At 52.2% G+C, this 20975-nt stretch carries 18 protein-coding genes; 5 read left to right on the top strand and 13 right to left on the bottom strand.

Going from position 1 to position 20975, the window contains the following annotated elements; translation table 11 throughout:
- Window positions 1-155: 155 nt before the first annotated feature.
- Genes AACH41_RS00245 through AACH41_RS00230 form a run of 4 tightly spaced genes read right to left on the bottom strand, consistent with a single transcriptional unit; the run spans window position 156 to window position 5542 of the window.
- Window positions 156-1763, bottom strand: coding sequence for a hypothetical protein (locus AACH41_RS00245; RefSeq protein ID WP_338655967.1), 1608 nt, complete (start codon window positions 1761-1763; stop codon window positions 156-158).
- A 1-nt stretch (window position 1764) separates the two neighbouring features.
- Window positions 1765-3087: an MFS transporter gene (locus AACH41_RS00240; RefSeq protein WP_338655966.1), complete on the bottom strand. Its 1323-nt coding sequence runs from the start codon at window positions 3085-3087 to the stop codon at window positions 1765-1767.
- The gene (gene aas, locus AACH41_RS00235; RefSeq protein ID WP_338655964.1) at window positions 3084-5219 is read right to left on the bottom strand and encodes a bifunctional acyl-ACP--phospholipid O-acyltransferase/long-chain-fatty-acid--ACP ligase; all 2136 of its coding nucleotides are present in this window, start codon (window positions 5217-5219) and stop codon (window positions 3084-3086) included. The genes AACH41_RS00240 and aas overlap by 4 nt, the downstream gene beginning before the upstream one ends.
- A 17-nt stretch (window positions 5220-5236) precedes the next feature.
- Complete coding sequence (locus tag AACH41_RS00230; RefSeq protein ID WP_194749070.1) at window positions 5237-5542, bottom strand: winged helix-turn-helix domain-containing protein; 306 nt, start codon at window positions 5540-5542, stop codon at window positions 5237-5239.
- A gap of 161 nt (window positions 5543-5703) precedes the next feature.
- Here AACH41_RS00230 and AACH41_RS00225 point away from each other — a divergent pair, with 161 nt between their 5' ends.
- The gene (locus AACH41_RS00225; protein ID WP_338655961.1) at window positions 5704-6369 is read left to right on the top strand and encodes a hypothetical protein; all 666 of its coding nucleotides are present in this window, start codon (window positions 5704-5706) and stop codon (window positions 6367-6369) included.
- Between the two features lie 3 nt (window positions 6370-6372).
- Here AACH41_RS00225 and AACH41_RS00220 read toward each other — a convergent pair whose 3' ends face one another.
- Window positions 6373-7128 (bottom strand): uroporphyrinogen-III synthase, encoded by a 756-nt coding sequence (locus tag AACH41_RS00220; RefSeq protein ID WP_338655959.1) that lies wholly within the window; start codon window positions 7126-7128, stop codon window positions 6373-6375.
- Window positions 7125-8060: a hydroxymethylbilane synthase gene (hemC, locus tag AACH41_RS00215; protein WP_338657614.1), complete on the bottom strand. Its 936-nt coding sequence runs from the start codon at window positions 8058-8060 to the stop codon at window positions 7125-7127. The genes AACH41_RS00220 and hemC overlap by 4 nt, the downstream gene beginning before the upstream one ends.
- 201 nt (window positions 8061-8261) lie before the next feature.
- Between hemC and AACH41_RS00210 the strand changes: the two genes are divergently transcribed.
- Window positions 8262-8933, top strand: a complete 672-nt coding sequence (locus AACH41_RS00210; RefSeq protein ID WP_194749073.1) for a hypothetical protein — start codon at window positions 8262-8264, stop codon at window positions 8931-8933.
- A gap of 17 nt (window positions 8934-8950) precedes the next feature.
- Here AACH41_RS00210 and AACH41_RS00205 read toward each other — a convergent pair whose 3' ends face one another.
- Both AACH41_RS00205 and AACH41_RS00200 read right to left on the bottom strand, forming a co-directional pair.
- Window positions 8951-9697 carry a LytTR family DNA-binding domain-containing protein gene (locus tag AACH41_RS00205; protein ID WP_338655956.1) on the bottom strand — a complete coding sequence of 249 codons (747 nt, stop codon included), beginning with the start codon at window positions 9695-9697 and terminating at the stop codon, window positions 8951-8953.
- Window positions 9690-10709, bottom strand: coding sequence for a histidine kinase (locus AACH41_RS00200; RefSeq protein WP_338655954.1), 1020 nt, complete (start codon window positions 10707-10709; stop codon window positions 9690-9692). The genes AACH41_RS00205 and AACH41_RS00200 overlap by 8 nt, the downstream gene beginning before the upstream one ends.
- A gap of 90 nt (window positions 10710-10799) precedes the next feature.
- On the opposite strand from AACH41_RS00200, the gene argH reads away from it, so the two are divergent.
- Both argH and AACH41_RS00190 read left to right on the top strand, forming a co-directional pair.
- A complete protein-coding gene (gene argH, locus AACH41_RS00195; protein ID WP_338655952.1) occupies window positions 10800-12218 on the top strand; it encodes an argininosuccinate lyase in 1419 nt (472 codons plus the stop codon).
- Between the two features lie 62 nt (window positions 12219-12280).
- Entirely contained in the window at window positions 12281-12952 is a 672-nt protein-coding gene (locus tag AACH41_RS00190) for a hypothetical protein (protein WP_338657613.1), read from the top strand.
- Window positions 12953-13604: 652 nt separating this feature from the next.
- On the opposite strand, the gene hemW is transcribed toward AACH41_RS00190, so the two are convergent.
- Genes hemW through AACH41_RS00175 form a run of 3 tightly spaced genes read right to left on the bottom strand, consistent with a single transcriptional unit; the run spans window position 13605 to window position 18072 of the window.
- Window positions 13605-14813 carry a radical SAM family heme chaperone HemW gene (hemW, locus tag AACH41_RS00185; protein ID WP_338655950.1) on the bottom strand — a complete coding sequence of 403 codons (1209 nt, stop codon included), beginning with the start codon at window positions 14811-14813 and terminating at the stop codon, window positions 13605-13607.
- Window positions 14814-14851: 38 nt separating this feature from the next.
- Complete coding sequence (locus AACH41_RS00180; protein WP_338655948.1) at window positions 14852-17365, bottom strand: FtsX-like permease family protein; 2514 nt, start codon at window positions 17363-17365, stop codon at window positions 14852-14854.
- Window positions 17365-18072, bottom strand: coding sequence for an ATP-binding cassette domain-containing protein (locus AACH41_RS00175; RefSeq protein ID WP_338655946.1), 708 nt, complete (start codon window positions 18070-18072; stop codon window positions 17365-17367). The genes AACH41_RS00180 and AACH41_RS00175 overlap by 1 nt, the downstream gene beginning before the upstream one ends.
- 2 nt (window positions 18073-18074) lie before the next feature.
- Here AACH41_RS00175 and AACH41_RS00170 point away from each other — a divergent pair, with 2 nt between their 5' ends.
- Complete coding sequence (locus AACH41_RS00170; protein WP_338655944.1) at window positions 18075-18725, top strand: arylesterase; 651 nt, start codon at window positions 18075-18077, stop codon at window positions 18723-18725.
- A gap of 1563 nt (window positions 18726-20288) precedes the next feature.
- On the opposite strand, the gene AACH41_RS00165 is transcribed toward AACH41_RS00170, so the two are convergent.
- The gene (locus AACH41_RS00165) at window positions 20289-20597 is read right to left on the bottom strand and encodes an XRE family transcriptional regulator (protein WP_124552471.1); all 309 of its coding nucleotides are present in this window, start codon (window positions 20595-20597) and stop codon (window positions 20289-20291) included.
- A complete protein-coding gene (locus AACH41_RS00160) occupies window positions 20581-20955 on the bottom strand; it encodes a type II toxin-antitoxin system RelE/ParE family toxin (RefSeq protein WP_124552470.1) in 375 nt (124 codons plus the stop codon). Before AACH41_RS00160 ends, AACH41_RS00165 begins: the two co-directional genes overlap by 17 nt.
- Window positions 20956-20975: the final 20 nt, after the last annotated feature.

Below are 20975 nucleotides of genomic sequence, written 5' to 3'. Positions count from 1 at the left end.
AGTGTGACAACAGAGGCGTTAAAAGTTGCAAACAGCCATGTGTGTTTGAGTACGCTGATCCTGAAACCTCGCCTCCGCTCAGCCGGGAATTCAAGTTCGCCAGCCAGGCCCATGGCCTATACACACATTAGCCAGGTCATCTGCCCTTTGATGCCTTAACGTTTTCTGTGTTTTAGCCATCTCACCATCTGCATGCCCAACAGCACCAAGACCCCGATCACACTAAGCAAACATAGGATTGCAGGCAATGGAATTAGACTCACAGCTTGCGGCTGACGCGCAAGCCCCTCTTTTAAAGATGCCGGCAACCGGTTTGGCGTCACTGGAATCACTTTCCATTGGCTGCGATCCGCTGGCGCTTGTTGCAGATACTGGGCAAAGCTATATACAGGCGCGAGACCAAACTCACGGCTGGATGGAATTTGCGGAATACGTACAAAGTAAATCGCTTCAAGCTGATCGGCCAGAGGCGCCATACGCGGTGAAGTTAATGTGGACCGGTCACCAGTTTGAGCCATATTGAGCAGGTCATGCCCGATGGCGTCAAATGCTACCGCAGGAAACAGCCGAGTCATTTCAGTATTCAGGTAATCATAAATGGCACGGCCTTTTTGCAGACTCTGCTGCGTGGCAGCCACATACCAGTAAGCGGCACTGGCCTTGAGCAGGCTCTCGACTCCACGCCGGGGCACTTGCCAGCCCAGTTGGCGTAAAGTATCTATGCTGATGCCAGCACAGTTATCCCTGGCGTGATCATAGACAAAGTCATTGTGGTAAAAATGCTGCATGACCCGGTTATTCAATGCCTGGACTTGCAGGGGAATCGTCGGCTGGCTGAACACCGCGACCAGCATGTAGGATGGCCGGTAAAATGCTTGCCCACTATTGAGATCGCCCATGTATTTATCGAAAGGCGTGACCCCGGCAATGACGCCTTTTTCACTATTGATGGCCAGGTTATAGTAGTTATTAACCAGCCAGTTTGCATATTCGCCTTGCGCACCCACGATCCCGGTAGCCAGAGCAAAGTGACCGCCATGGGCCTCATCATCATCGCCCTGGGCACCATTGAGCAAAATACCGACGGCGGTTTTGCCTGACGACTGTTGCGCCAGGCCTGGCGACTTCTCCCATAACAGCCGGCTTTGATAAGGGCTGCGGGCACCCCCGTTGGCAAACTGTACAAGGGACTGCAAGGTTTCATTCTTTTGCAACGGTTGCGGGTCAGCGGTTAAATCAAGCTTAAACGCATCTGGCCATACGGTGCGCGCCGTCAACGTCTCGCCCTCTAACTCACCGCGTATCAACAGTTTGGACTGGCTTAAATAAGCACTCGTATCCGCACTCCAGTAAGATCGGTTACTGGCAAGTTTGGGCACCAATTTAAAATGGAAGCGCTCTCCTGTTGCGGTTGAGACCGAACTGCCTGCAGCGGTTAGCGTCATTTCTGACCAGCGTTGAGTTGCACCGGTCCAGACCAGTGACGGTAAAGCCACAGGATTGAGTGCCGCACTATCCTCGACTCCACGCATCTGGGTGTCGATGCGCGTTACTGGCTCGCCATCTGCCGGGACAGAAAACGTCTCATGGCGGAAATACCATAAGGTTTGCGGCAACGTCTGGCAGTGCTGGCAAGCCCCCTGCATCGTTTGAAATTGCGTGCTGGAATAGGGGCCTAATTTATCCACTTCGGACTCCGCATGAACAAACGACGACATCAGGCCGATGCCGAATCCAAATCCGACCCCAACCATACGCCGCATGCTATCGCCCCCAAACACGCAAGTAATTGCACACACTGACCCAGTATTCCGGCTGGCGCCAGCACAAATAAATTGCCACCAGCACATTGAGCATGGCCGTGATACCAAACAACTGCGGGATGCTGACGCCCATACCAAACAGCATGACCGAGAATCCGGCAGAGAGCACCATAAACAGTGCATTCATGATGTTGTTAGACGCAATCACACGGGATTGATAGCCCGGTTGCGCGCGACTTTGTAGTAACACGTACAAGGGCACAATATACAAGCCGCCACAAATGCCGAGCAAGGCCACATCCAGCAACATGCGGTCATCGCTCCAGCCAGGCAAGCGATGCAAAGTCAGGCCCGGATGTGCCAATAACTGTTGCTGGATATCACCAGTCACATGGGCAAAATCCCAGCCAAACACAGACATGCCAGCCGCCCCCAGCATGACCAAGCCTAGCTCCTGTTTGCCTTTGGAGAGCTTTTCACACCAGACAGAACCAATGCCTACCCCCACCGAAAAGATCGATAACAGACTGATAAAGTCACGCTCCGTGCCCTGCAATACATGCTTGGCCAGGTTGGGAAATTGCGCCAGCAAGGTCGCGCCAAAAAACCAGAACCAGGAGATCGCAACAATCGCGACCCACAACGTTTGCTGCGCCCAAAAGGTCCGTACGTTCTTGATGGTCTCGGTCACGGGGTTCCAGTTCACCTGGATCTCGGGCACAGGCGGCAGAGAAAGCGGAATGCTGCGGCTCAAGTGATAGCCGGAAATCGCAATCAACAGCACACTCAAGCTGGTGAACAAGGCATGTTGCTCCAAACTGCCTAACCACGCCCCCAATACCTGCCCCAGCAAAATGGCGACAAAACTGCCCATCTCGACCAGGCCATTACCCGCGGTCAACTCGTTCACTTGCAAATGTTGTGGCAGGTAGGAGTATTTCACCGGACCAAACAAAGTTGAATGTACCCCCATTAAAAACAGGGCCAGTGCCAACATGACCAGGCTGCGGCTTAAAAAACCGATGCCTGCAAACAGCATGATGCCGATCTCCAATAGTTTTACCCAGCGGATCAACTGCGACTTTTCGTATTTATCCGCCAATTGCCCAGCCGACGCCGAAAACAGGAAAAACGGCAGAATAAACAGGCCGGGCAACAAAGTCGCCAGCATCTTGCCATCCAGGGTGGTCAGGCTGGCGGTATTAAACGCCACCTGCGTAATCAATGCGGTTTTAAACACATTGTCATTAAACGCCCCCAGACCCTGCGTCCAGAAAAAAGGGCCAAACCGCTGTTGGCTTAGTAATTGGAAAGGACTCTTCATGCCGCTTTTTCCGCCATTTGTTTGAGGGTGACGTAGTCAGTTTTACCCGTACCCAATACCGGAATCTGCTCCACCACCACCAACTTACGGGCAATGGCGATTTCTGGGGAGCCAAGGTTTTTGGCCACAATCTGCAAATCCTCACGCTTGAGTCTGGCATCGGTGGTGAACAGTACGATATTCTCGCCACGGCTGGCATCGGCGACCGTCGTCGCGGCATGCTGATGCTCGGGTGCGGCGGTATGGGCGATTTTCTCGACGACTTCGAGCGAGACCATTTCACCGGCCACTTTGGCAAAGCGTTTCACCCGGCCCTTGATGTGGATAAACCCCTCGGTATCGACCTCTACCACATCGCCGGTTTCATACCAGCCATCCTTGGGCGAAACCAGGACGCCAGGCTGGTCATACAGATAGTAGCCCTGCATGATGTTGTCGCCCTTGACATAGAGCAAGCCGCCTTTGTCGATGCCTGGCACCGGCTCCAAACGGTATTCGATCCCCGGGAAAAACTGGCCTACCGTGCCATGGCGATTCGCCATCGGCGTATTGGCCGCGAGTACTGGGGCACATTCGGTCGTGCCATAACCTTCGAGGATGCGGATGCCAAATTTTTCGTGATAGATTTTGCGCACTTCTTCATTGAGTTTTTCAGCCCCGGCAAACACCACGCGCAACTTGTAAAAATCATAGGGGTGCGCAAACTTCGCATAATTGCCCAGAAAGGTGCTGGTAGAGAAAAACACGGTGCAGCCCTTGTCATAAATGACTTCCGGGATCAATTTATATTGCAACGGCGACGGGAACAGCAAAATCGGGATGCCATTCAGGAAAGGCAACAAGGTGCCGGTAAAGCCAAAGGCATGAAACAGTGGCAATGCCATCATGAATTTATCAGTAGGATTGAAATCCAGCATGGCCAGAATCTGGTGCGTATTCGCCACAATACTTTTATGGTTATGCACCACGCCTTTGGGCTTGCCCTCGGAGCCGGAAGTAAACAGGATGACTGCGGTGTCGTTTTCTGTCGCGGGCTCCATGGCGGCACGCGGATAATGCAAGGCATAGCCCATGAGCCAGGCGCGATCCAGCATGCCAAACTGGGCACGCAAGTCTTCAAGATACACAATATTCAGATCACGCATTTTAGCGATGGTGTCTTCAAGTTTGGCGGCTTCAATAAACTTGCGCGAACTGATAATGGTGCGGACATTGGCGGCAATACAAGCGTTACGCATGCCCTCTGCCCCTGCGGTGTAATTGAGCATGGCCGGGACACGTCTAAACGCGGTCATCCCTAATAGCAAAGCCAGCGTATTGGTGATATTCGGCATCAACACGCCAACCGCCTCATCCCGCTGACTGACTTTGGTGGCAATGCGGCCCAGCGCCAGGCTGCGTTTGAGCACTTCCTGATACGTCTCTTCGACCTGGTTCATGTCTTCGATGATGCGCGTTTTGGCACCATATTTATCCATGGCATCCAGCATGGCTTCAAACAGCGTGGTGCTGCGCTGCGTCTTGAACAGCATGTGCTGCATGATATTGCGCATGGCTTCACCAGCAATGCGGCGGCGCTGCTTGGCCGTCAACGGCGCATGATGCCCATGCGGCTCAATCTGAATCTGGGTGGGCGGTAAAATGGTCAAGGTGACTTTAGGCAACAGCTTGCGTGGATGCGCATCTGACAAGCGGCCAAAATAAGACTGCGCCGCCCCCTCTACCCTCACGGGCAAAATCTTGACGCCGGTTTTTGCCGCGACAAAACCAGGGCCGTCATACACCTTCATCAAGGCCCCCGTCAGAGTGATGCGGCCTTCAGGAAAAATCACCACATTTTCACCGGCATTCAGCCGCTGAATGACTTTTTTCATCGCCAGCGGGCTGGCGGGGTCCACCGACAAATGCGGTGTCATCTTTAGCCATAGCCGGAAGAAGAAATGCTTTAACACCCCGGTATGCACAACAAAAGTGGCCCGCTTGGGCAGAAACAGGCCAAGCAACAGGCCGTCCAGAAAAGATTCGTGGTTGGCAATAATCAACAACCGGTCTTCGTTTGGCACATTTTCGAGGCCGGTAACACGCACCCTGAACAATAAACGACAGACACCCCTTAATAAACTGACTAGCATATTCACTTCCTACCCTTTTATATTTCGTTTTTTATATAGTCCAGCACATTTTCCAGTGCTTGTTGCATGAACGCTTTATTGACCCAGAAAAAGACTTCGCGTCCGATTTTTTCACTCTGTAACGCGCCACCACGCTCCAGCACCTTGAGATGGTGGGTGACGGCTGTGCGGCTTAATTGAGAGCTTTCCACAATCTGCAGGATGGTCAACCGCTCGTTTTTTTCAAACGATAGCAAAATCCGTTGCCTGTGCGCATCCCCAAGCGCCTCAAAGAGGGCCGAGATGTCTGTCCAGGCTTCTGGAATGTGAGTGACTGTTTTCATATAACTAAATAATTAGTTATTTAGTTTATTTTGTCAAGCGCTGACCGCAAAATATTTAGTCCCAGCCCTAATCCGGGTTTCATTAAATCATCATTCACCGCAAAACAGAGGCCGTTACACTATGTTAAAACATTTAAACATAAATAATTCAGGGAATAAAAATGGGACGATACGCCGCACTTTTTTCATTGATGGCAGCACTGCCTGTAGCGGCGCATGCCAATGCAGTGATCAACCTTGCCAGCACTAGCTGCAGTGGTGCGTTGTCGATTTCATCACTCACTGGCGCCTCGCTCAGCTGTGCAGGTAACTTGACCTTGAATGGCGGCTGGATAGACTCTGACGATAGCATCTTCATTCGTGCAGAGGGGGATTTGCTGCTTGAAAACCTTAATCTGAAGGCACCAGAAATTTCGTTTTCGACATTCCAAGGTGGCATCCAGATCGCAAATAACGTGAATATTAACGCCGTTCAAAACGATGGCAGCGGTGGTGTGCAAATTGTGATCAATGCAGGTAATAACAGTCTCTTCCCGACAACCCCCATCATTCATTGGCAAGCTTTTGACCCGTCATTCAATGCCGGTGACACCGTGCACTTCAATATGCCAACCACACACACAAGTGCGCCCTCAGGCGTGATTGCAGTTGGAGGGCAAGTCGTGATCAAACCAGGCGGCGCTATTCAAATCTCATCGAGTCAAATTTCGTCCCCCCTGATCAACATCCCGCTCACGGCTTCTGTTTCGGCTGTGCCAGAGGCAAATCGAGCGGCGATGCTGTGGCTGGGTTTGGGGTTGCTGGCGTTTAGACGCAGGCTGCTTTGACGACTACGAAAGCTGACGTTGCAACAAACTCAGCATGGCGCTATCCCCGGAAACGCCACTGCAGTAAACCGTCAAACCAGCCGCACTTGCCTGCTCGGCAATACGGGCATGGTTAACAAACAAAGGCGTGGCTTGCAGCCAGGCTGCATCCTGCGCCAAGTCGAGCAAAAAGCGCAAAGCCTCACTGCTAGTCACGACGATACCCTGCAATTTGCCTTCATCATAAGCCTGCGCCAGCACTTGTGCACTGCTTTGCGGATTGACGCGGCGGTAACATTCACCAAACACGACCTCCGCCCCGCGCTGTTTCAAGGTCTCGGCCAGCACTTCACGCCCGCCCACCCCGCGCACAATCAATACGCGTTGCGCTGACATTGCCTGGAAGGCCTCTAATGCCAGCAGCGACTCACTATCAAACCGGTCTTGCGGGGTCAGTACTTGCGGAATACCAAACGCCTGCAAACTGGCTGCAGTCGTTGGGCCAATCGCGGCAAACTTGAGGCTGGGTGGGATGCCTGCCTGCTGCATTAAAGGCATGCCATGTTGCACGGCATTGCTGCTGATAAAAATGACCCAGTCAAACTGGGCCAAGGGCGTGATGGCTTGATCAAAGCCACTGAGATCAGGCAATGCCTGAATATCCAGCAGCGGAAACGAGATCACCGCACCGCCGGCGGCCTCGATGGCGGCCGTTAGCTTGGTCGCTTGCTCGGGGGGGCGCGTGACGGCAATCCAGCGTCCGGCCAAAGGCAAGATCATTTCACGCCGTCCAAGGTTGCCAAAATCTTGTCGGCACCGCGCGCCACCAATTGCAGGGCCAGTTGCTGACCCAGTTTTTCAGCGTCTGCTGCGGGTCCCGTGACGGTCTCTTTCAGCATTTGCTGGCCATCCACGCTGGCGACAAATCCCTGCATGGTGATGGTGTCATTTTGCTTGGTGGCATAAGCGCCCAGCGGCACCGTGCAACTCCCCGCCAATGCGCGGCTAAAGCCACGCTCGGCCAGCACGCAAAGCTCGGTGTCGGGGTGATTAAGCGGTGCCAGAATAGTTTTCAAATCCGTCCGCGCGGCATTGATCTCAATGCCCAAGGCACCCTGACCTACTGCCGGAATGCTCTCTTGCGGAGAAATAAACTGGCGGATGCGATGACCCAATTCGAGACGGATCAATCCAGCCGCCGCCAGAATAATCGCGGCATATTGGCCTTCGTCCAGCTTGCGTAACCGGGTTTGCAGGTTACCGCGCAAGGATTCAATCTTAAGCGTGGGGAAACGCGCCTGTAACTGGCTTTGTCTGCGCAAACTGGAGGTGCCCACCACACTGCCAGCAGGCAGGTCTTCCAGACTGGCATAATCATTGGAGACAAACGCATCGCGCGGATCCTCGCGCTCGCCGGTTGCCACCAGCGTAAAGCCTTCTGGCAGGTGCATGGGCACATCTTTCATGCTGTGCACAGCCAAATCGGCACGGCCATCTGCCAGCGCGTTTTCAAGCTCTTTGACAAACAGGCCTTTACCGCCAATTCTCGATAACGGCGAATCCAGAATCTGATCGCCCATGGTTGTCATGCCCAAAATACTGACGTCGCATTGTGGATACAAGGCTTGTAATCTGGCCTGGATGTGCTTGGCCTGCCACATGGCAAGTGCGCTTTCGCGGGAGGCAATGACCAACTTGGCGGGAGAGTTCAGTGTGCTCAAAATGAATAACCTGTGATGAAGTTAGCTGGATTAAGCTGCGCATTTTAACACGGCATGTCCAGATAGCCGCGCAAGCAGCGGAGATGAACCTTTGAGCCACAAGGGAGTCGGATTGAGTTATGCTGAGCATTCGGCAAACACCTCAAGTGGCGATAAAAGTCATGCTTTTAAACATAAAGAGGAGGACTACTCATGCAGTACCAAATCGAAATTTTTCTTTCTTCTCTCAATCAATTCTGGATCGAACTCGTACATTTTGTGCCCAAATTACTGGCGGCCATGGTGATCCTGTTTTTTGGCTGGCTGGTAGCCAAAGCGGTCCGGTTGGGTGTGAAGCGCATTCTGGAACTCTCGCATTTTGATACCTTTGCGCAAAAATCTGGCCTGGAAGCCTTTATGCGTAGCGCTAATTACAAAGTGAGCCTGAGCGGCATTATCAGCCAGGTGGTGTATTGGCTGGTGATTCTGCTGTTTGTCATTACCGGTGCCAATTCGCTGGGCCTGAGTGAAGTGGCCGCCCTGTTAAAAGAGCTAGCCAGCTATCTGCCACACATCATTGTGGCGATTTTGGTCGTGATCTTTGGGACGCTATTTGCCCGCTTTATCAATCGCCTGGTGTTTGCCTGGCTGCACAGCATCAAATTTGACCAGGCGCTAGTGATCAGCACCTCGGCCGAGTATTGCATCCAGATCCTGGCGATTTTCATCGCACTGGAGCAATTAGGCATCGGCATGCAGCTGATACATTCATTATTTGTGATTGTGTTTGGCGCGGTGTTTTTAGCGCTAGCCATCGCCTTTGGTCTGGGTGGCCGTGATTGGGCCGCAAAAGTAATAGACCAGGCGCAACAGAAGAAAAAATAGCGGCATAGGGCCACTGCTTAAGTGGCCTTAATGATGTGCTGGTGACGGCGGCTGACCATCAGGGTCTCAGGAATACCCTTAAGCAAGACCACCCAGGCTGCCTCACCCGCCTCATCGCCCTCGGTCATGCGTTGTTTTTCAAAGCCGCTGATGGCTGCGCGTGCCACCAGTGCGTTGCGGTGTATGCGGACGAACAGATCGGGATAACTTTGCTCCAGCTGTGTGAGCGAGCCCTCGAGTAAATAACTTTTTTCGCGTGTGCGCACGGTGATGTATTTAAGCTCAGCGCGCAAATAAAGCACCTCGGCGATGGGCACCAACATGATTTTGCCACGTTCGTGGATGCTTAAATGATCATGGGTTTGCTGCAAAGGCTGCAATGCTTGTGACTGCGCCGCTGGCAAAGGCTGCGCTTTGGCCAAGGCCGTTGCTAGGCGCTCACTTCGAATCGGTTTCAGCAAATAATCAATGGCATTGAGATCAAAGGCTTGCACCGCATAATGGTCATAAGCCGTGGTAAAAATCAGTTTGGGCGGCGTTGCCAGGCCACGCAAATGCTGGGCCAGCTCAATGCCATCCATCACGGGCATGCGAATATCCACCAGCACAATCTCGGCAGCGTGTTGCTGCAACAGGGATAATGCCTCCACGCCATTGGCTGCCTCACCAACGATCTCATAACCACCGATATCCCCCACCAGGTCGCGCAAGCGCTGCCTGGCCAAGGGCTCATCGTCCACAATCAACAGACGCTGGCTAGCCATGCACCACCTCGGACAAAGGCCGGGTCGGAATGACGATTTCAACGATATAGCGTTGATCCGCTTCGTACTGACGCAATTGCGCCTCAAGGTCGTAATGCAAGCGCAGGCGTTCACGAATGTTTTTGAGCGCCATTTTATTGCCACTCGCCCGGTTGCTTGGCGGGGGGAGCGGGTTGCTTATCCTTAACAGCAAGCTTTTGCCGCTGGGTTTGATCTCAATATGCACCACGCCGCCTTGCGGCTGCGGCTCAATGCCATGATAAATGGCATTCTCAAGCAAAGGCTGCAAAATCAGCGGCGGAATCATCATCTCCGGTGGCACCTCAGACAATTGCCAGTCACATTGCAGCCGTTCATCCAGACGCAGTTTTTCGATATTGAGGTATTGGTGACACAAGGCAATTTCTTGCGACAACGGCACCAGGTCACGGTTATCCGCCATTAGCACGCGGAATAGTTCAGCCATATCCTCCAGCGCCGTTTCAGCACGCTGCGGCTGGCTGCGGATCAATGACAAAGCTGCATTCAGGCTATTAAACAAAAAATGCGGGCGAATGCGCGCCTGCAAGGCCTGCAACCGGGCCTCGGCGATGGCGGGTGAATATGCACGCTGCAGCAGGTCGAGGTAATACAGGCACAGCAGCACATCGGCAGCAGAGAGCGACAGCACCTGACACCATTGCGCGGCACGCAAAGGCATAATCCAGACATGGTAGCCTTCCGTGGCCAATGCGGTCAGGCCAACCGCCAGCAGCACGATCCCTGCCAGGGCCGGGCGATACGCCCAGCGGCTCATCCACGGATAAGCCAGGGTCAGCGCCCCCATCACCAGCAACAATGGCGGCAGCCACTGGCTACTGATCTGCGTCAGTGCGTTTAACCAGGCGCTAATACTTGCGTCCGGCTGTCCATCGTAGACCACCAGCAACGCCAGCAAACACAGATGCAGCAACAGCACACGTAAGTGTATGCCTAGATTGCGGAAATTGGGAATGCGGCTAGTTTTACGCACAGCGTGATGTTCATTTATAATGTGGCTCCAGCATCATAAGTATTCAGCGCCTCGCGCGCAAGCCAGCCTTATTGGCAGAAAGAATTTGTTTTGACCGCACCCAAACCGACAACCCAGTCTTCTTTGCATCAAAAAGACCAAGCCTGGTCCGGCCGCTTCAATGAGCCGGTCGCCGAACTGGTTAAACGTTATACTGCCTCGGTCGACTTTGACAAACGTCTGGCCAGGTTTGATATTGAAGGCTCGATTGCCCACGCCACCATGCTCGGCGCGCAAGGCATCATTTCGGCGCAAGATGTAGAAGAGATCAAACGCGGCCTGGGCGAAATTCTGGCAGAGATTGAAGCAGGCCAATTTGAGTGGCTGCTCGATCTTGAAGACGTACACCTGAATATCGAAAAACGCCTGACCGAGAAAATCGGCGATGCTGGAAAACGCCTGCACACCGGCCGTTCACGCAATGACCAGGTTGCCACCGATGTGCGCCTGTGGTTGCGTAGTGTGGTCGATGACACCCTTACCGGCATCCGCGCCCTGCAAACGTCATTGCTAGACTTGGCCGAACAGAACGCTGCCACCATCATGCCTGGCTTTACCCATCTGCAAGTCGCGCAACCGGTGACCTTTGGCCACCACCTGATGGCCTATTTTGAAATGCTCAACCGCGATGCCGAGCGCTTTGCCGATGCCCGCAAGCGGATCAACCGCCTGCCCTTGGGCGCTGCCGCACTGGCGGGTACCAGCTACCCGATCAAGCGCGAGCTGGTGGCCGAACTGCTGGGGTTTGACAGCGTATGCCAGAACTCGCTCGATGCCGTCTCTGACCGCGATTTTGCCATTGAATTTAACGCAGCAGCGTCATTACTCATGATGCATTTGTCGCGCTTCTCTGAAGAGTTGATTTTATGGATGAGTCCACGTTTCGGCTTTATTGATATTGCTGACCGTTTCTGTACTGGCTCGTCCATCATGCCGCAGAAGAAAAACCCGGATGTGCCAGAGCTGGTGCGTGGCAAAACCGGCCGCGTCTATGGCCATTTAATCGGGCTGCTGACTCTGATGAAAGGCCAGCCACTGGCCTACAACAAAGACAACCAGGAAGACAAAGAACCGCTGTTTGATGTGGCTGACACGCTGCTGGTGACCTTGCAGATTTATGCCGATATGCTGCGTGGCATTACCGTCAAGGCCGACAATATGCGCCAAGCAGCGCTGGAAGGTTTTGCCACCGCCACCGACCTCGCCGACTACCTGGTGAAAAAAGGCATGCCGTTCCGCGATGCGCACGAAGTCGTCGCCCATGCCGTCAAAGCGGGTGTGGAGTCTGGCCGCGACCTGGCCGAATTCAGCCTGGCTGAGTTACAAGCATTTAGCAGCACCATCAGCGACGACGTGTTTGAAGTGCTGACCCTCGAAGGTTCTGTCGCCAGCCGCAATCACACTGGCGGCACCGCCCCAGAACAAGTGCGCCGCGCCATTGCGCAAGCCAGAGTACAGTTAGGGCACTGATGATCCTCCGCCACCCTCACCAATGGAATCTCAGATCATACTTGGTGATGATGGCGGGCTTGATGATTGTCATCGGCGTGATGCTCCGACTATTTAACCATCCCGTGCAGGCCGCGTTTGGCATAGCCAATCCCAAGCAAGAGCAATCCATGCTCTGGCCCTTGCTGCCCGGTGAAAGCGTCAACAGCCTCGCCGCCAAACTTTACCCGCAAAGCCCAGTCCTCCAGCAACGCTTTGTGCAGCAATCACTCACCCTGAGCCGCAGCCGCGGCATCCTGCTCAAGGCCGACCAAGCGGCCAAGTCTGCGCAACTCATCGCTGTGCCCAATGCGCAAACCCTGCACACCATCACCCACCGCATCAAAAAAGCCGATGAAGTCGATCCGCAAACCTTTGTCACACCCGGCCTGGTAATGAGTGTGCAACTCTCGCAAGGCGCACAACACCGTTCGGGTTGGCATTTGCCTCAGCTGTCGCTGCCAAGCGTGCGCCTGCCAGAATTACCTGCATTTAAAGGCTATTCATTCTCGGTGGATCATTTAACGCGCCGTGTCATGGCCGTTAAAACGCATGTGGTAGACACCTACCAGGCTAATGCAACAGCAATTGCTAACACCCAGCTAAACAAGCTTTATCAAACACCGCAATTGGCGGTGATTGTGGTGAGTGCGCTATTGTTGCTGGTGTTGAGTTTGGTTTGGGGTGTTTTGGAAGAGCGGCGGCCTAAGCGGTAACCTTTGCATTACATTCTTTTTCGCCTTGATGGCGAGTTACTTTCTGTTGCTTGCCCCACAGAAAGTAACCAAAGAAGACGGCACCCAGCCATCACGGCCTTACGGCTGCCTTGCGTTGCTCAACAAAGTGGGCGTCCATCGAAACTCGCCCTAGCAGCTTGCACACTACGCAAGCTGCCGCGGAACTCGAACAGCCGATGGTCGACATCACCCACTTCGTCTCCGCTACTCAGCGTGATGGAATGGGATTGATCTCGTCAAAGTCACACTGTTGAAGTTTGGACGGTTGGAAAACACCAATTCTTTTATTCAATCCGCCAACGGTGGCAGTCGCATGGTGTTCCGGGGCCCCTATCTGACGTGCCGAGTAGCGCAACCAAAACAAGAATAAAGGGAGCGACTGTTTGAGTCCCGCAGCAGCTCACGTACTTTGTGAGCTGCCAGGTCGAGTTTCGTGACCGCTTGTTTTGGTGAGCAACGCAGGAAACAAGCGGAAGCTAGGGTGCACTTTCTTTTGGTTACTTTATCTTTGGGCAAACAAAGAAAAGTGACTCGCCGAAGGGCGACAGAGAGCGTGACAACCAATCACCGATCACACGCGTGGGCATATATGCCCACCCTACCACTTTCAAACTCCTGCTTGCGTCAGGTGTTACGGTAAAAACATCCCCAATAACTCATTCAAAAACCGCTGCCCTTTCAATGTCGGTGCAATCACCCCACTCTGCTCCGCCAACAACCCTTGTTGCTGCGCCGCCAGCAAGGTCGACTGAATAGTCCTTAATGGTAATCCCGTCCGTTGCTGAAACAAACTAGCCTCTACGCCATCCACCAGCCTTAACGCATTCATCATAAATTCAAACGCCAGGTCCTCACGCCCAATCTGCCATTCACTATCCACCATCTGGCCAGTGGCGATAGACTCGAGATACTTTTTCGGATGCTTGTGACGACTTTGGCGAATGATCTTGTCATGAAAGCTGAGTTTGGAGTGCGCGCCTGCGCCTATGCCCAGGTAATCGCCAAACGTCCAGTAATTGAGATTGTGCTGGCACTGCTGGCCAGGCTGGGCAAAGGCTGAGGTTTCGTAATGTTGATACCCACTCTCAGCAAGTATTTTCTCGATTTCTTCCTGCATGGTGGCGCTGGTGTCGTCGTCGGGCAAGCTCGGTGGCGTGCGGTGAAATGGCGTGTTGGGTTCCAGCGTAAGGTGATAGAACGACAGATGCGCGGGCTTGATCTGGCAGGCAGTTTCGGCATCTTTCAATGCATCCTCAAGGCTTTGTTCTGGTAGTGCATACATCACATCCAGATTAACCTTTTCAAAGGTATTCAGCGCCAACTCGGCGGCGGCCAAAGCTTGGTCGCGGTCATGAATGCGGCCTAGCGCTTTGAGGTATTGCGGCTGAAAGCTTTGAATGCCGAGCGATACGCGGTTGACGCCTGCTTCTCTGTAACCCTTGAAGTTGGAAATATCCACTGTGCCCGGGTTGGCTTCCAGCGTTACTTCGGCGCCATATTCCAGCGGCGTGAGCATACGCACATGGCTCAAAATCTTATCAATCGACTCGGCAGAAAAAATGCTGGGCGTGCCGCCGCCAAAAAACACGCTGCGGATTTTGCGGCCCCACACCAGTGGCGTGGCTTGTTCGAGGTCAGCAATCAAGGCATCCACATAAGCGGCTTCGGGGATCTCCTGCCGTGCTTCGTGCGAATTAAAGTCGCAATAAGGACATTTGCGCACGCACCACGGGATATGGATATACAACGAAAGTGGCGGCGGATTGGTGAGGCCGCTCAGCGTGATGTCGCCTTGTAGCGGCGCATCTTTCAGGCTATTGGCAGGATAAATCGGAATCATGCGCGTATTTTAACCTGTATCCATCCAGACACAGGGACTTAAACACTTTGCAACAAGGCTCTGGGTGGCTGGTTAAACTGGTTGCGCGCCACCAGCCAGGCCGACAAGGGCACCAGCACCATCGCCGCCAGCAATGCCTGAGTGGTCAGCCAGGCGTTGAATTGATAGTCCATCTCCAGCACCCGCGTCGCCAAGGCATAAGCGGCAATATTGGTAAAAATATTGGCAACGATACTGGCCAATAGGCCTATGCATAAAAACTCCACCAGCATCGCCAGCACCACCTGCTTTCTTGAAGCGCCCAGCACCCGCATCAAGGTGCTTTCGCGCACGCGCTCTTCGCGGGTTGCCATCAGCGCGGCATACAGCACGGCCAGGCCAGCCAGCAGGCTAAAGCCAAATACAAACTCAATCGCGTAACTCATTTTGCTGATCAGGCTTTGAATCTGCTCCAGCACCGCTGCCACATTGATGATGGTTAAATTGGGGAATGTTTTGACCAGTTGATTCAGGGCGTCTTCTTTGCCCGCTGGCAGGTGAAAGCTGGTGAGGTAATTGGCGGCATAATGATCCAGCACTTTCGGTGGCGTCACCGCGAAGAAATTCACATGCATGCTGTTCCACTCCACCTTGCGCAAACTGGTGATGGTGAGCTCAAGCTGAGTGCCCGCTACATCGTAAGTCAATTTATCGCCCAGCTTTAAATTGAGTGTTTCAGCCAACCCTTGCTCTAACGACAACAGCGGTTTACCAGCATCCTCGGCGCGCCACCACTGCCCTGCTACTAGTTCGTTATCGGCCTGCATTTCTGCCGCCCACGATAAATTGAATTCACGCTCAGCCAGGCGCTTGGCGCGGTCATCTTTGTACGCTTCAATATTAAGTGGCTTACCGTTTACTGAGATCAGCCTTGCGCGCACCATGGGGAAAATATCGGCATGCTGAATAGCATGCGCACTTAATAGCGCATTGATGCCGGGAATCTGGTCGGCCTGGATATTGATGACAAAGCGATTAGGCGCATCTGCCGGTAACGAGGTCTGCCAGTTTTTCAGCAGGTCATTACGCACAAACGCCAGCAGCAAGATCGCCATCAGGCCCATGCTTAAGCCAACCACCTGGGCGATGGTCAACATCGGTCGGCGTCTTAAGCCCATGAACCCGAGCTTGATCACACCGAAATCTCGCACACTGAACGTCTGCACGAAACGCATGCCCGCATAAGCCAGCAAACCAGCCACCACGACCAATCCAAATAGCGCAGCCAATACAATCCCGGCCAGCTTGATATCCCCCGCATGCCAGAACACCAGCCCGGCCAATACCAGCAATGCGGGTAAAAACATCAGACCATGGCTGCGCACATTGCCTTCTAAATCCTGACGCAAAATACGCAGTGCAGGCACCGCCCGTAAACGCTGCAATTGCGGCCACACCACCGTCAGCAAAGTAGCAAAGCCAGTGGCGAAACCCAATACGACCGGCATCCAGCCAGGGGCAGGCAAGGTTTCGAGAAACAGGCGGCCAGCAAGTATCGCCAAGCCATATTGCGCGGCAAAGCCCAGTACACAACCTATCACACTACCCACCAACGCCAGCAGCAAAGTCTGGTAAAGCAGAATCTGCGTGATCAGCTTTTTGGTCGCGCCAAAACAACGCATCAACGCATACGCATCCAGGCTCTTTTGCACATAAGGGATGCTCGCCAGCAACATCGCCACCATCGCCAGAATCACGCCGACCATGGAGGCAATGCCGAGGAATTGTTGCGCCTTGTTCAGCGCACTGCGCATTTCCGGGCGCGCGCTGCGGATATCGTCTACCCGTTCACCGCGGGCTAATTGCGGTTTCAGCCATTCGGCGTAGTCTTCCATAGCCTGATTTACCGCTGCGCCATCGGTATTGGCAGCCACCAGCAACTGGTATTTCACCCGGCTGCCAAACTGGACCAGGCCAGTCGCAGGCACATCGGCACTGTTCATAAACAGCCGCGGCGCAATGCTGAACATATCGCCGCCACGCGACGGCTCCTGCAATACAAATGCCGCGACCGTAAACTGGCTGTCACCGACGCTGATCTCGTCCCCTATTTTCAGTGCAAGTTTTTGCGCCAGCCGTGGCTCAATCCACACTGTTCCGCGGGCAGGGATCTCTGTTGAAAGAGATTCTTTCGGCGCAGTTACTGACTGCCTGCTAATGGTCAACTGTCCACGTAGCGGAAACCCCGCTTCCACCGCCTTGATCTCGGCCAGCTCACTACTGTCGTCTTTCACCACCATGCTGGAAAACTCCAGCGCCTGCGTGGTCTGGTATTGGCGCCGCTGTGCCTCGGCAAGATATTTTTCCGGGAGAACATGGTCTGAATTCACCACCAGATCCGCCCCAAGCAACACATTGCCCTGGGTTTGCATGCTGGCTTTGATGCGGTCAGTGAAAAAGCTGACTGAGGTGGTTGCCGTGACCGCCAGGATTAGCGCAAACAGCAATACGCGGATTTCACCCGAAGACCACAGGCTGCCGCACTGACGCCAGGCGATGGAGAAAGCCAACATTAATGCGCCCCTGCCTGCGTGTCGGCTATCGTGATCTCACTGAGCACGCCACCCTGCAAATTCAACACCCGCTGGCAACGCCTTGCCAGATTCATATCATGCGTGACCAGCACCAGCGTGGTGCCGCTCTTGGCGTTTAAATCGAATAACAATTTGATAATCGCCTCGCCGGTCGCCACATCCAGGTTACCGGTTGGCTCATCGGCGAATAAAATAGAAGGCTTGGCAGCAAATGCCCTGGCAATCGCCACCCGCTGCTGCTCACCGCCTGACAACTGTTTTGGGTAATGCGTGGCCCGTGCTGCCAGACCTACACTGTCGAGAGCAGCAATGGCAATCGCCTGCGCATCACGCTGGCCCGCCAGCTGCAATGGCAGCATCACGTTTTCCAACGCGGTCAGTGAACCCAGCAATTGGAATGATTGAAAGACAAATCCCATGTATCTGGCACGCATCGCCGCACGGCCATCTTCATCCATCACGCCGATATCTTCACCGGCAATCAGGACTTTTCCACTGCTTGTCGTGTCCAATCCAGCCAATAACCCCAGCAATGTCGATTTACCCGACCCCGAGCTACCAATAATCGCCAGCCGCTCACCCTGCGGCACGGCCAGATTCAAACCAGTCAAAATAGGGAGTGTTGTATCATTGCTAACAACCGATTTACTTAACGATACCGCTTCAACGGCATAAGGACTTTGCATTAATGATGTTCCGATTTCTCAAGATATTAAGCGTTTGCAGTACTCTATTTTTTGCCGATGCCGCCCTGGCTGAAACAACATCCAAACCGGTGATTCTGGTGTTTGGAGACAGTTTATCCGCCGCCTATGGCATCCCCAAAGAAAAAGGTTGGGTGAATTTATTGGCGCAAAGAATAAAAGACAAGCAATTACCCTACGAAGTTGCCAACGCCAGCGTCAGTGGCGAAACAACCGCGGGCGGCCTCAGCCGTTTGCCTGCCACAATTCAGCAGTTTAAACCCAGTATTGTGTTAATAGAACTAGGCGCCAACGACGGCCTGCGCGGCTTACCAACAGATGCCATGAAGAATAATCTCGAGAAAATGATTCAAGCCAGCAGGCAAATCAATGCGCAGGTGGTTTTGTTGGGAATGTTTATTCCACCGAATTATGGCCCTAAATACACAAACGGCTTTAAGCAAGTTTATCTGGAGTTATCGCAAACCTACAAAACCCCCTTTGTGCCATTTTTTCTGGATGGTGTGAGCGGTCACAGTGATTTGGTCATTGAAGACGGCCTGCACCCCAATGTGATTGCACAGCCTAAAATACTGGAGAATGTGTGGCCGACTCTCAAACCACTGCTTAATAGCCCACTAAAAACCAATCCTTAACTTCTGTTTTCTCTATTCATTTATCTATTCACACATCACCCATTGTCAGCCTTTAAATGATGGATAGATTGTAGATAACAAATTGATTCTTTGAATAAAAATAAATAATTGGATACTTAATTTAGTCATTATTTATCTATTCAATCCTCTATTCATAATCAAATGATTCATATGTAGCATGTAACATAACTTATCAGTCGAACTGTGGATGCCAGGCACTCGACGCCCTGGCTTTGAAGAACAACGCCGACACTAGTGCAAACTGGTGACAAATGCTGACCAAGCCGAGAAAAGCAAACCTACTGATGGATGCGCCGCTATTACGAGTAACCATTTCACCGAATGATGAAAGTGGAAATTGAACGCTGTTTGGCAGTGTTTTTAGGGGGCTATGTAGTTTTCAAATTAACCTAACGCTTTGATTTACTTTCGATACTGAATATGCAGCTTATTGGGGAAACTTATTTCACCACTCTCTACTTGATTCCAAACCCTAAACAAAGATAGTTCTGGCCAAAGGTCTGATACGTAATGGATATGCGGACCATGCTTCCAGTGATTTCTTGTTGTCGATGTGTCTCAATTGTCAAAGTAAAAGAGATGCCAGTATCGATGGTTCGGAGTGTATAAAAAATGTGCAGCGAACGTTCGTTGTTCTTTGTAGATTTGAAAAATCTTCCTTGCAAACTTTCTTGCAGCTATTGTTTTGAACTCACCAGGACCATTTTCCGCGACAGCTTGATGTTCTTCATCGTTGGGAAATAGGTTTTTGTTCGTTAATTTAGCAAAGTGATTTGCATAACGATATGGGGCTAGCTCTCCATGTTGAGCGGCTAAGATAAGCGCTACAAGATCTTGGTGATTTACAACCAAATTTTTACAGTATCTCGAAAGATCCCGCTTACTACGAAAATTTAGAATTTCCAGAAGATTTTCAAAGTTTGGGCTTGGGTCCCTCATAGTTATTTGAGTTTGAATTTAATTTAGGCAGCGCACTTAGTCGCTACTTCTATCAGAAGTAGCATGATAGCCATATGCAAGGACAGGATATAGCCCAGGTCCATAGTGCTCTACGAGTGGTAAGGTCAACGAGAAATATATGCCCCCACTAGAGACAACAGGCAAGTGCTGCGACATTGAGTTTAGTAAGCTTTGTCGCACGAATAGGACGATGCTTGTCGAGTTTTCGGCTATTTCAACCCAACCAAGCGGAAACTTAGCTTTCAGGGAGACAATATCAGACTCTGCTGCGGTGCGTACTTCAAGCCTTACAAATTCGAATGGTTTCGCGATATCGCCTTCGCGCCCGCTCGAAGAGCTAACTCTTCCATTACAAATAAGCAGTTGTGATATCCCATGTTCGAAAAGATCGGGAACGATACTCTCTCTGAATATAACTTTATCTAAGCCAACTTCTAGCCATAACGGCTCTGAATCTCGCAGAGTTTCAAATGAGTTCGTCATTTCCTAAATGCCTATTTATTAAGTAGCCAATATATTGATGTAGTAATCGTGAAGCACTAGTCTTTGTGTCAAAGATCGTTTTATAAAGCTATCTGGTTTTCATAAATCCGAAAAACTCTGAATCTTTACTGAGCCCTCTGGAAAGCGCGCCACGATCTCCAACTCGCCACCCATGGCTTGAATATGGCTACGCAGGGTAGATAAATACATGTCGGTGCGTTTTTCGATTTTTGCCACAGCAGGTTGCTGAATATGCAGCGCTTCTGCCATCATTTTTTGAGACAGGCCGCGCGCCTGACGCAACTCGTGCAAAGGCATTTCTTGCAACATTTGTTCTGTTTTTTGAGCAACCTTGGTTTGCGCTTCTGGTGAGAGTGCTGTCTTAAGCGTACTAAAGTTTTTTGCCATCTATCAATCCTTCCTTTATCAATGCCTTGATATGTTCATCATAGAGTCGATCAGCAACAGGAATGTATTTCTCATACCATCGATCATCACCCGTTTTATCGCCGCCAATCAGCAAAATAACTGCTCTGCGAGGATCAAATGCATATAACGTCCTAAATGGACGGCCATCGTGCTGTGTTCTCAATTCACGCATGTGGCCATGCCGTGACTGGTTAATTGCTGATGAATGTGGAAAAGGTAACTGGGTGCCCAACGATTCCAGCAACCCAACAGAAGCGGCAATAGATACTTGCTCATCTTCATTCAGAGAATGCCACCAAGCTTCGAATTCATCAGTATATTCAACCAACCATGCCATCTTAGCCCCCCTTACAATAT

Origin of the sequence: Methylophilus sp. DW102 (assembly GCF_037076555.1) — a bacterium.
Lineage (GTDB): Bacteria > Pseudomonadota > Gammaproteobacteria > Burkholderiales > Methylophilaceae > Methylophilus > Methylophilus glucosoxydans.
The sequence above is the reverse complement of the archived record's forward strand: the minus strand, read 5'-3'. Positions and strand labels throughout refer to the sequence as shown.

Bases quoted from the DNA above. Each gene is read 5' to 3' on its own strand.
- AACH41_RS00210 (WP_194749073.1), top strand. From the start codon at position 8,262: ATGCAGTACCAAATCGAAATTTTTCTTTCTTCTCTCAATCAATTCTGG.
- AACH41_RS00240 (WP_338655966.1), bottom strand. From the start codon at position 3,087: ATGAAGAGTCCTTTCCAATTACTAAGCCAACAGCGGTTTGGCCCTTTT.
- AACH41_RS00230 (WP_194749070.1), bottom strand. From the start codon at position 5,542: ATGAAAACAGTCACTCACATTCCAGAAGCCTGGACAGACATCTCGGCC.
- AACH41_RS00220 (WP_338655959.1), bottom strand. From the start codon at position 7,128: ATGATCTTGCCTTTGGCCGGACGCTGGATTGCCGTCACGCGCCCCCCC.
- AACH41_RS00190 (WP_338657613.1), top strand. From the start codon at position 12,281: ATGATTGTCATCGGCGTGATGCTCCGACTATTTAACCATCCCGTGCAG.
- AACH41_RS00165 (WP_124552471.1), bottom strand. From the start codon at position 20,597: ATGGCAAAAAACTTTAGTACGCTTAAGACAGCACTCTCACCAGAAGCG.
- AACH41_RS00205 (WP_338655956.1), bottom strand. From the start codon at position 9,697: ATGGCTAGCCAGCGTCTGTTGATTGTGGACGATGAGCCCTTGGCCAGG.
- AACH41_RS00160 (WP_124552470.1), bottom strand. From the start codon at position 20,955: ATGGCATGGTTGGTTGAATATACTGATGAATTCGAAGCTTGGTGGCAT.
- AACH41_RS00245 (WP_338655967.1), bottom strand. From the start codon at position 1,763: ATGCGGCGTATGGTTGGGGTCGGATTTGGATTCGGCATCGGCCTGATG.
- AACH41_RS00175 (WP_338655946.1), bottom strand. From the start codon at position 18,072: ATGCAAAGTCCTTATGCCGTTGAAGCGGTATCGTTAAGTAAATCGGTT.
- AACH41_RS00225 (WP_338655961.1), top strand. From the start codon at position 5,704: ATGGGACGATACGCCGCACTTTTTTCATTGATGGCAGCACTGCCTGTA.
- hemW (WP_338655950.1), bottom strand. From the start codon at position 14,813: ATGATTCCGATTTATCCTGCCAATAGCCTGAAAGATGCGCCGCTACAA.
- AACH41_RS00180 (WP_338655948.1), bottom strand. From the start codon at position 17,365: ATGTTGGCTTTCTCCATCGCCTGGCGTCAGTGCGGCAGCCTGTGGTCT.
- AACH41_RS00170 (WP_338655944.1), top strand. From the start codon at position 18,075: ATGATGTTCCGATTTCTCAAGATATTAAGCGTTTGCAGTACTCTATTT.
- aas (WP_338655964.1), bottom strand. From the start codon at position 5,219: ATGCTAGTCAGTTTATTAAGGGGTGTCTGTCGTTTATTGTTCAGGGTG.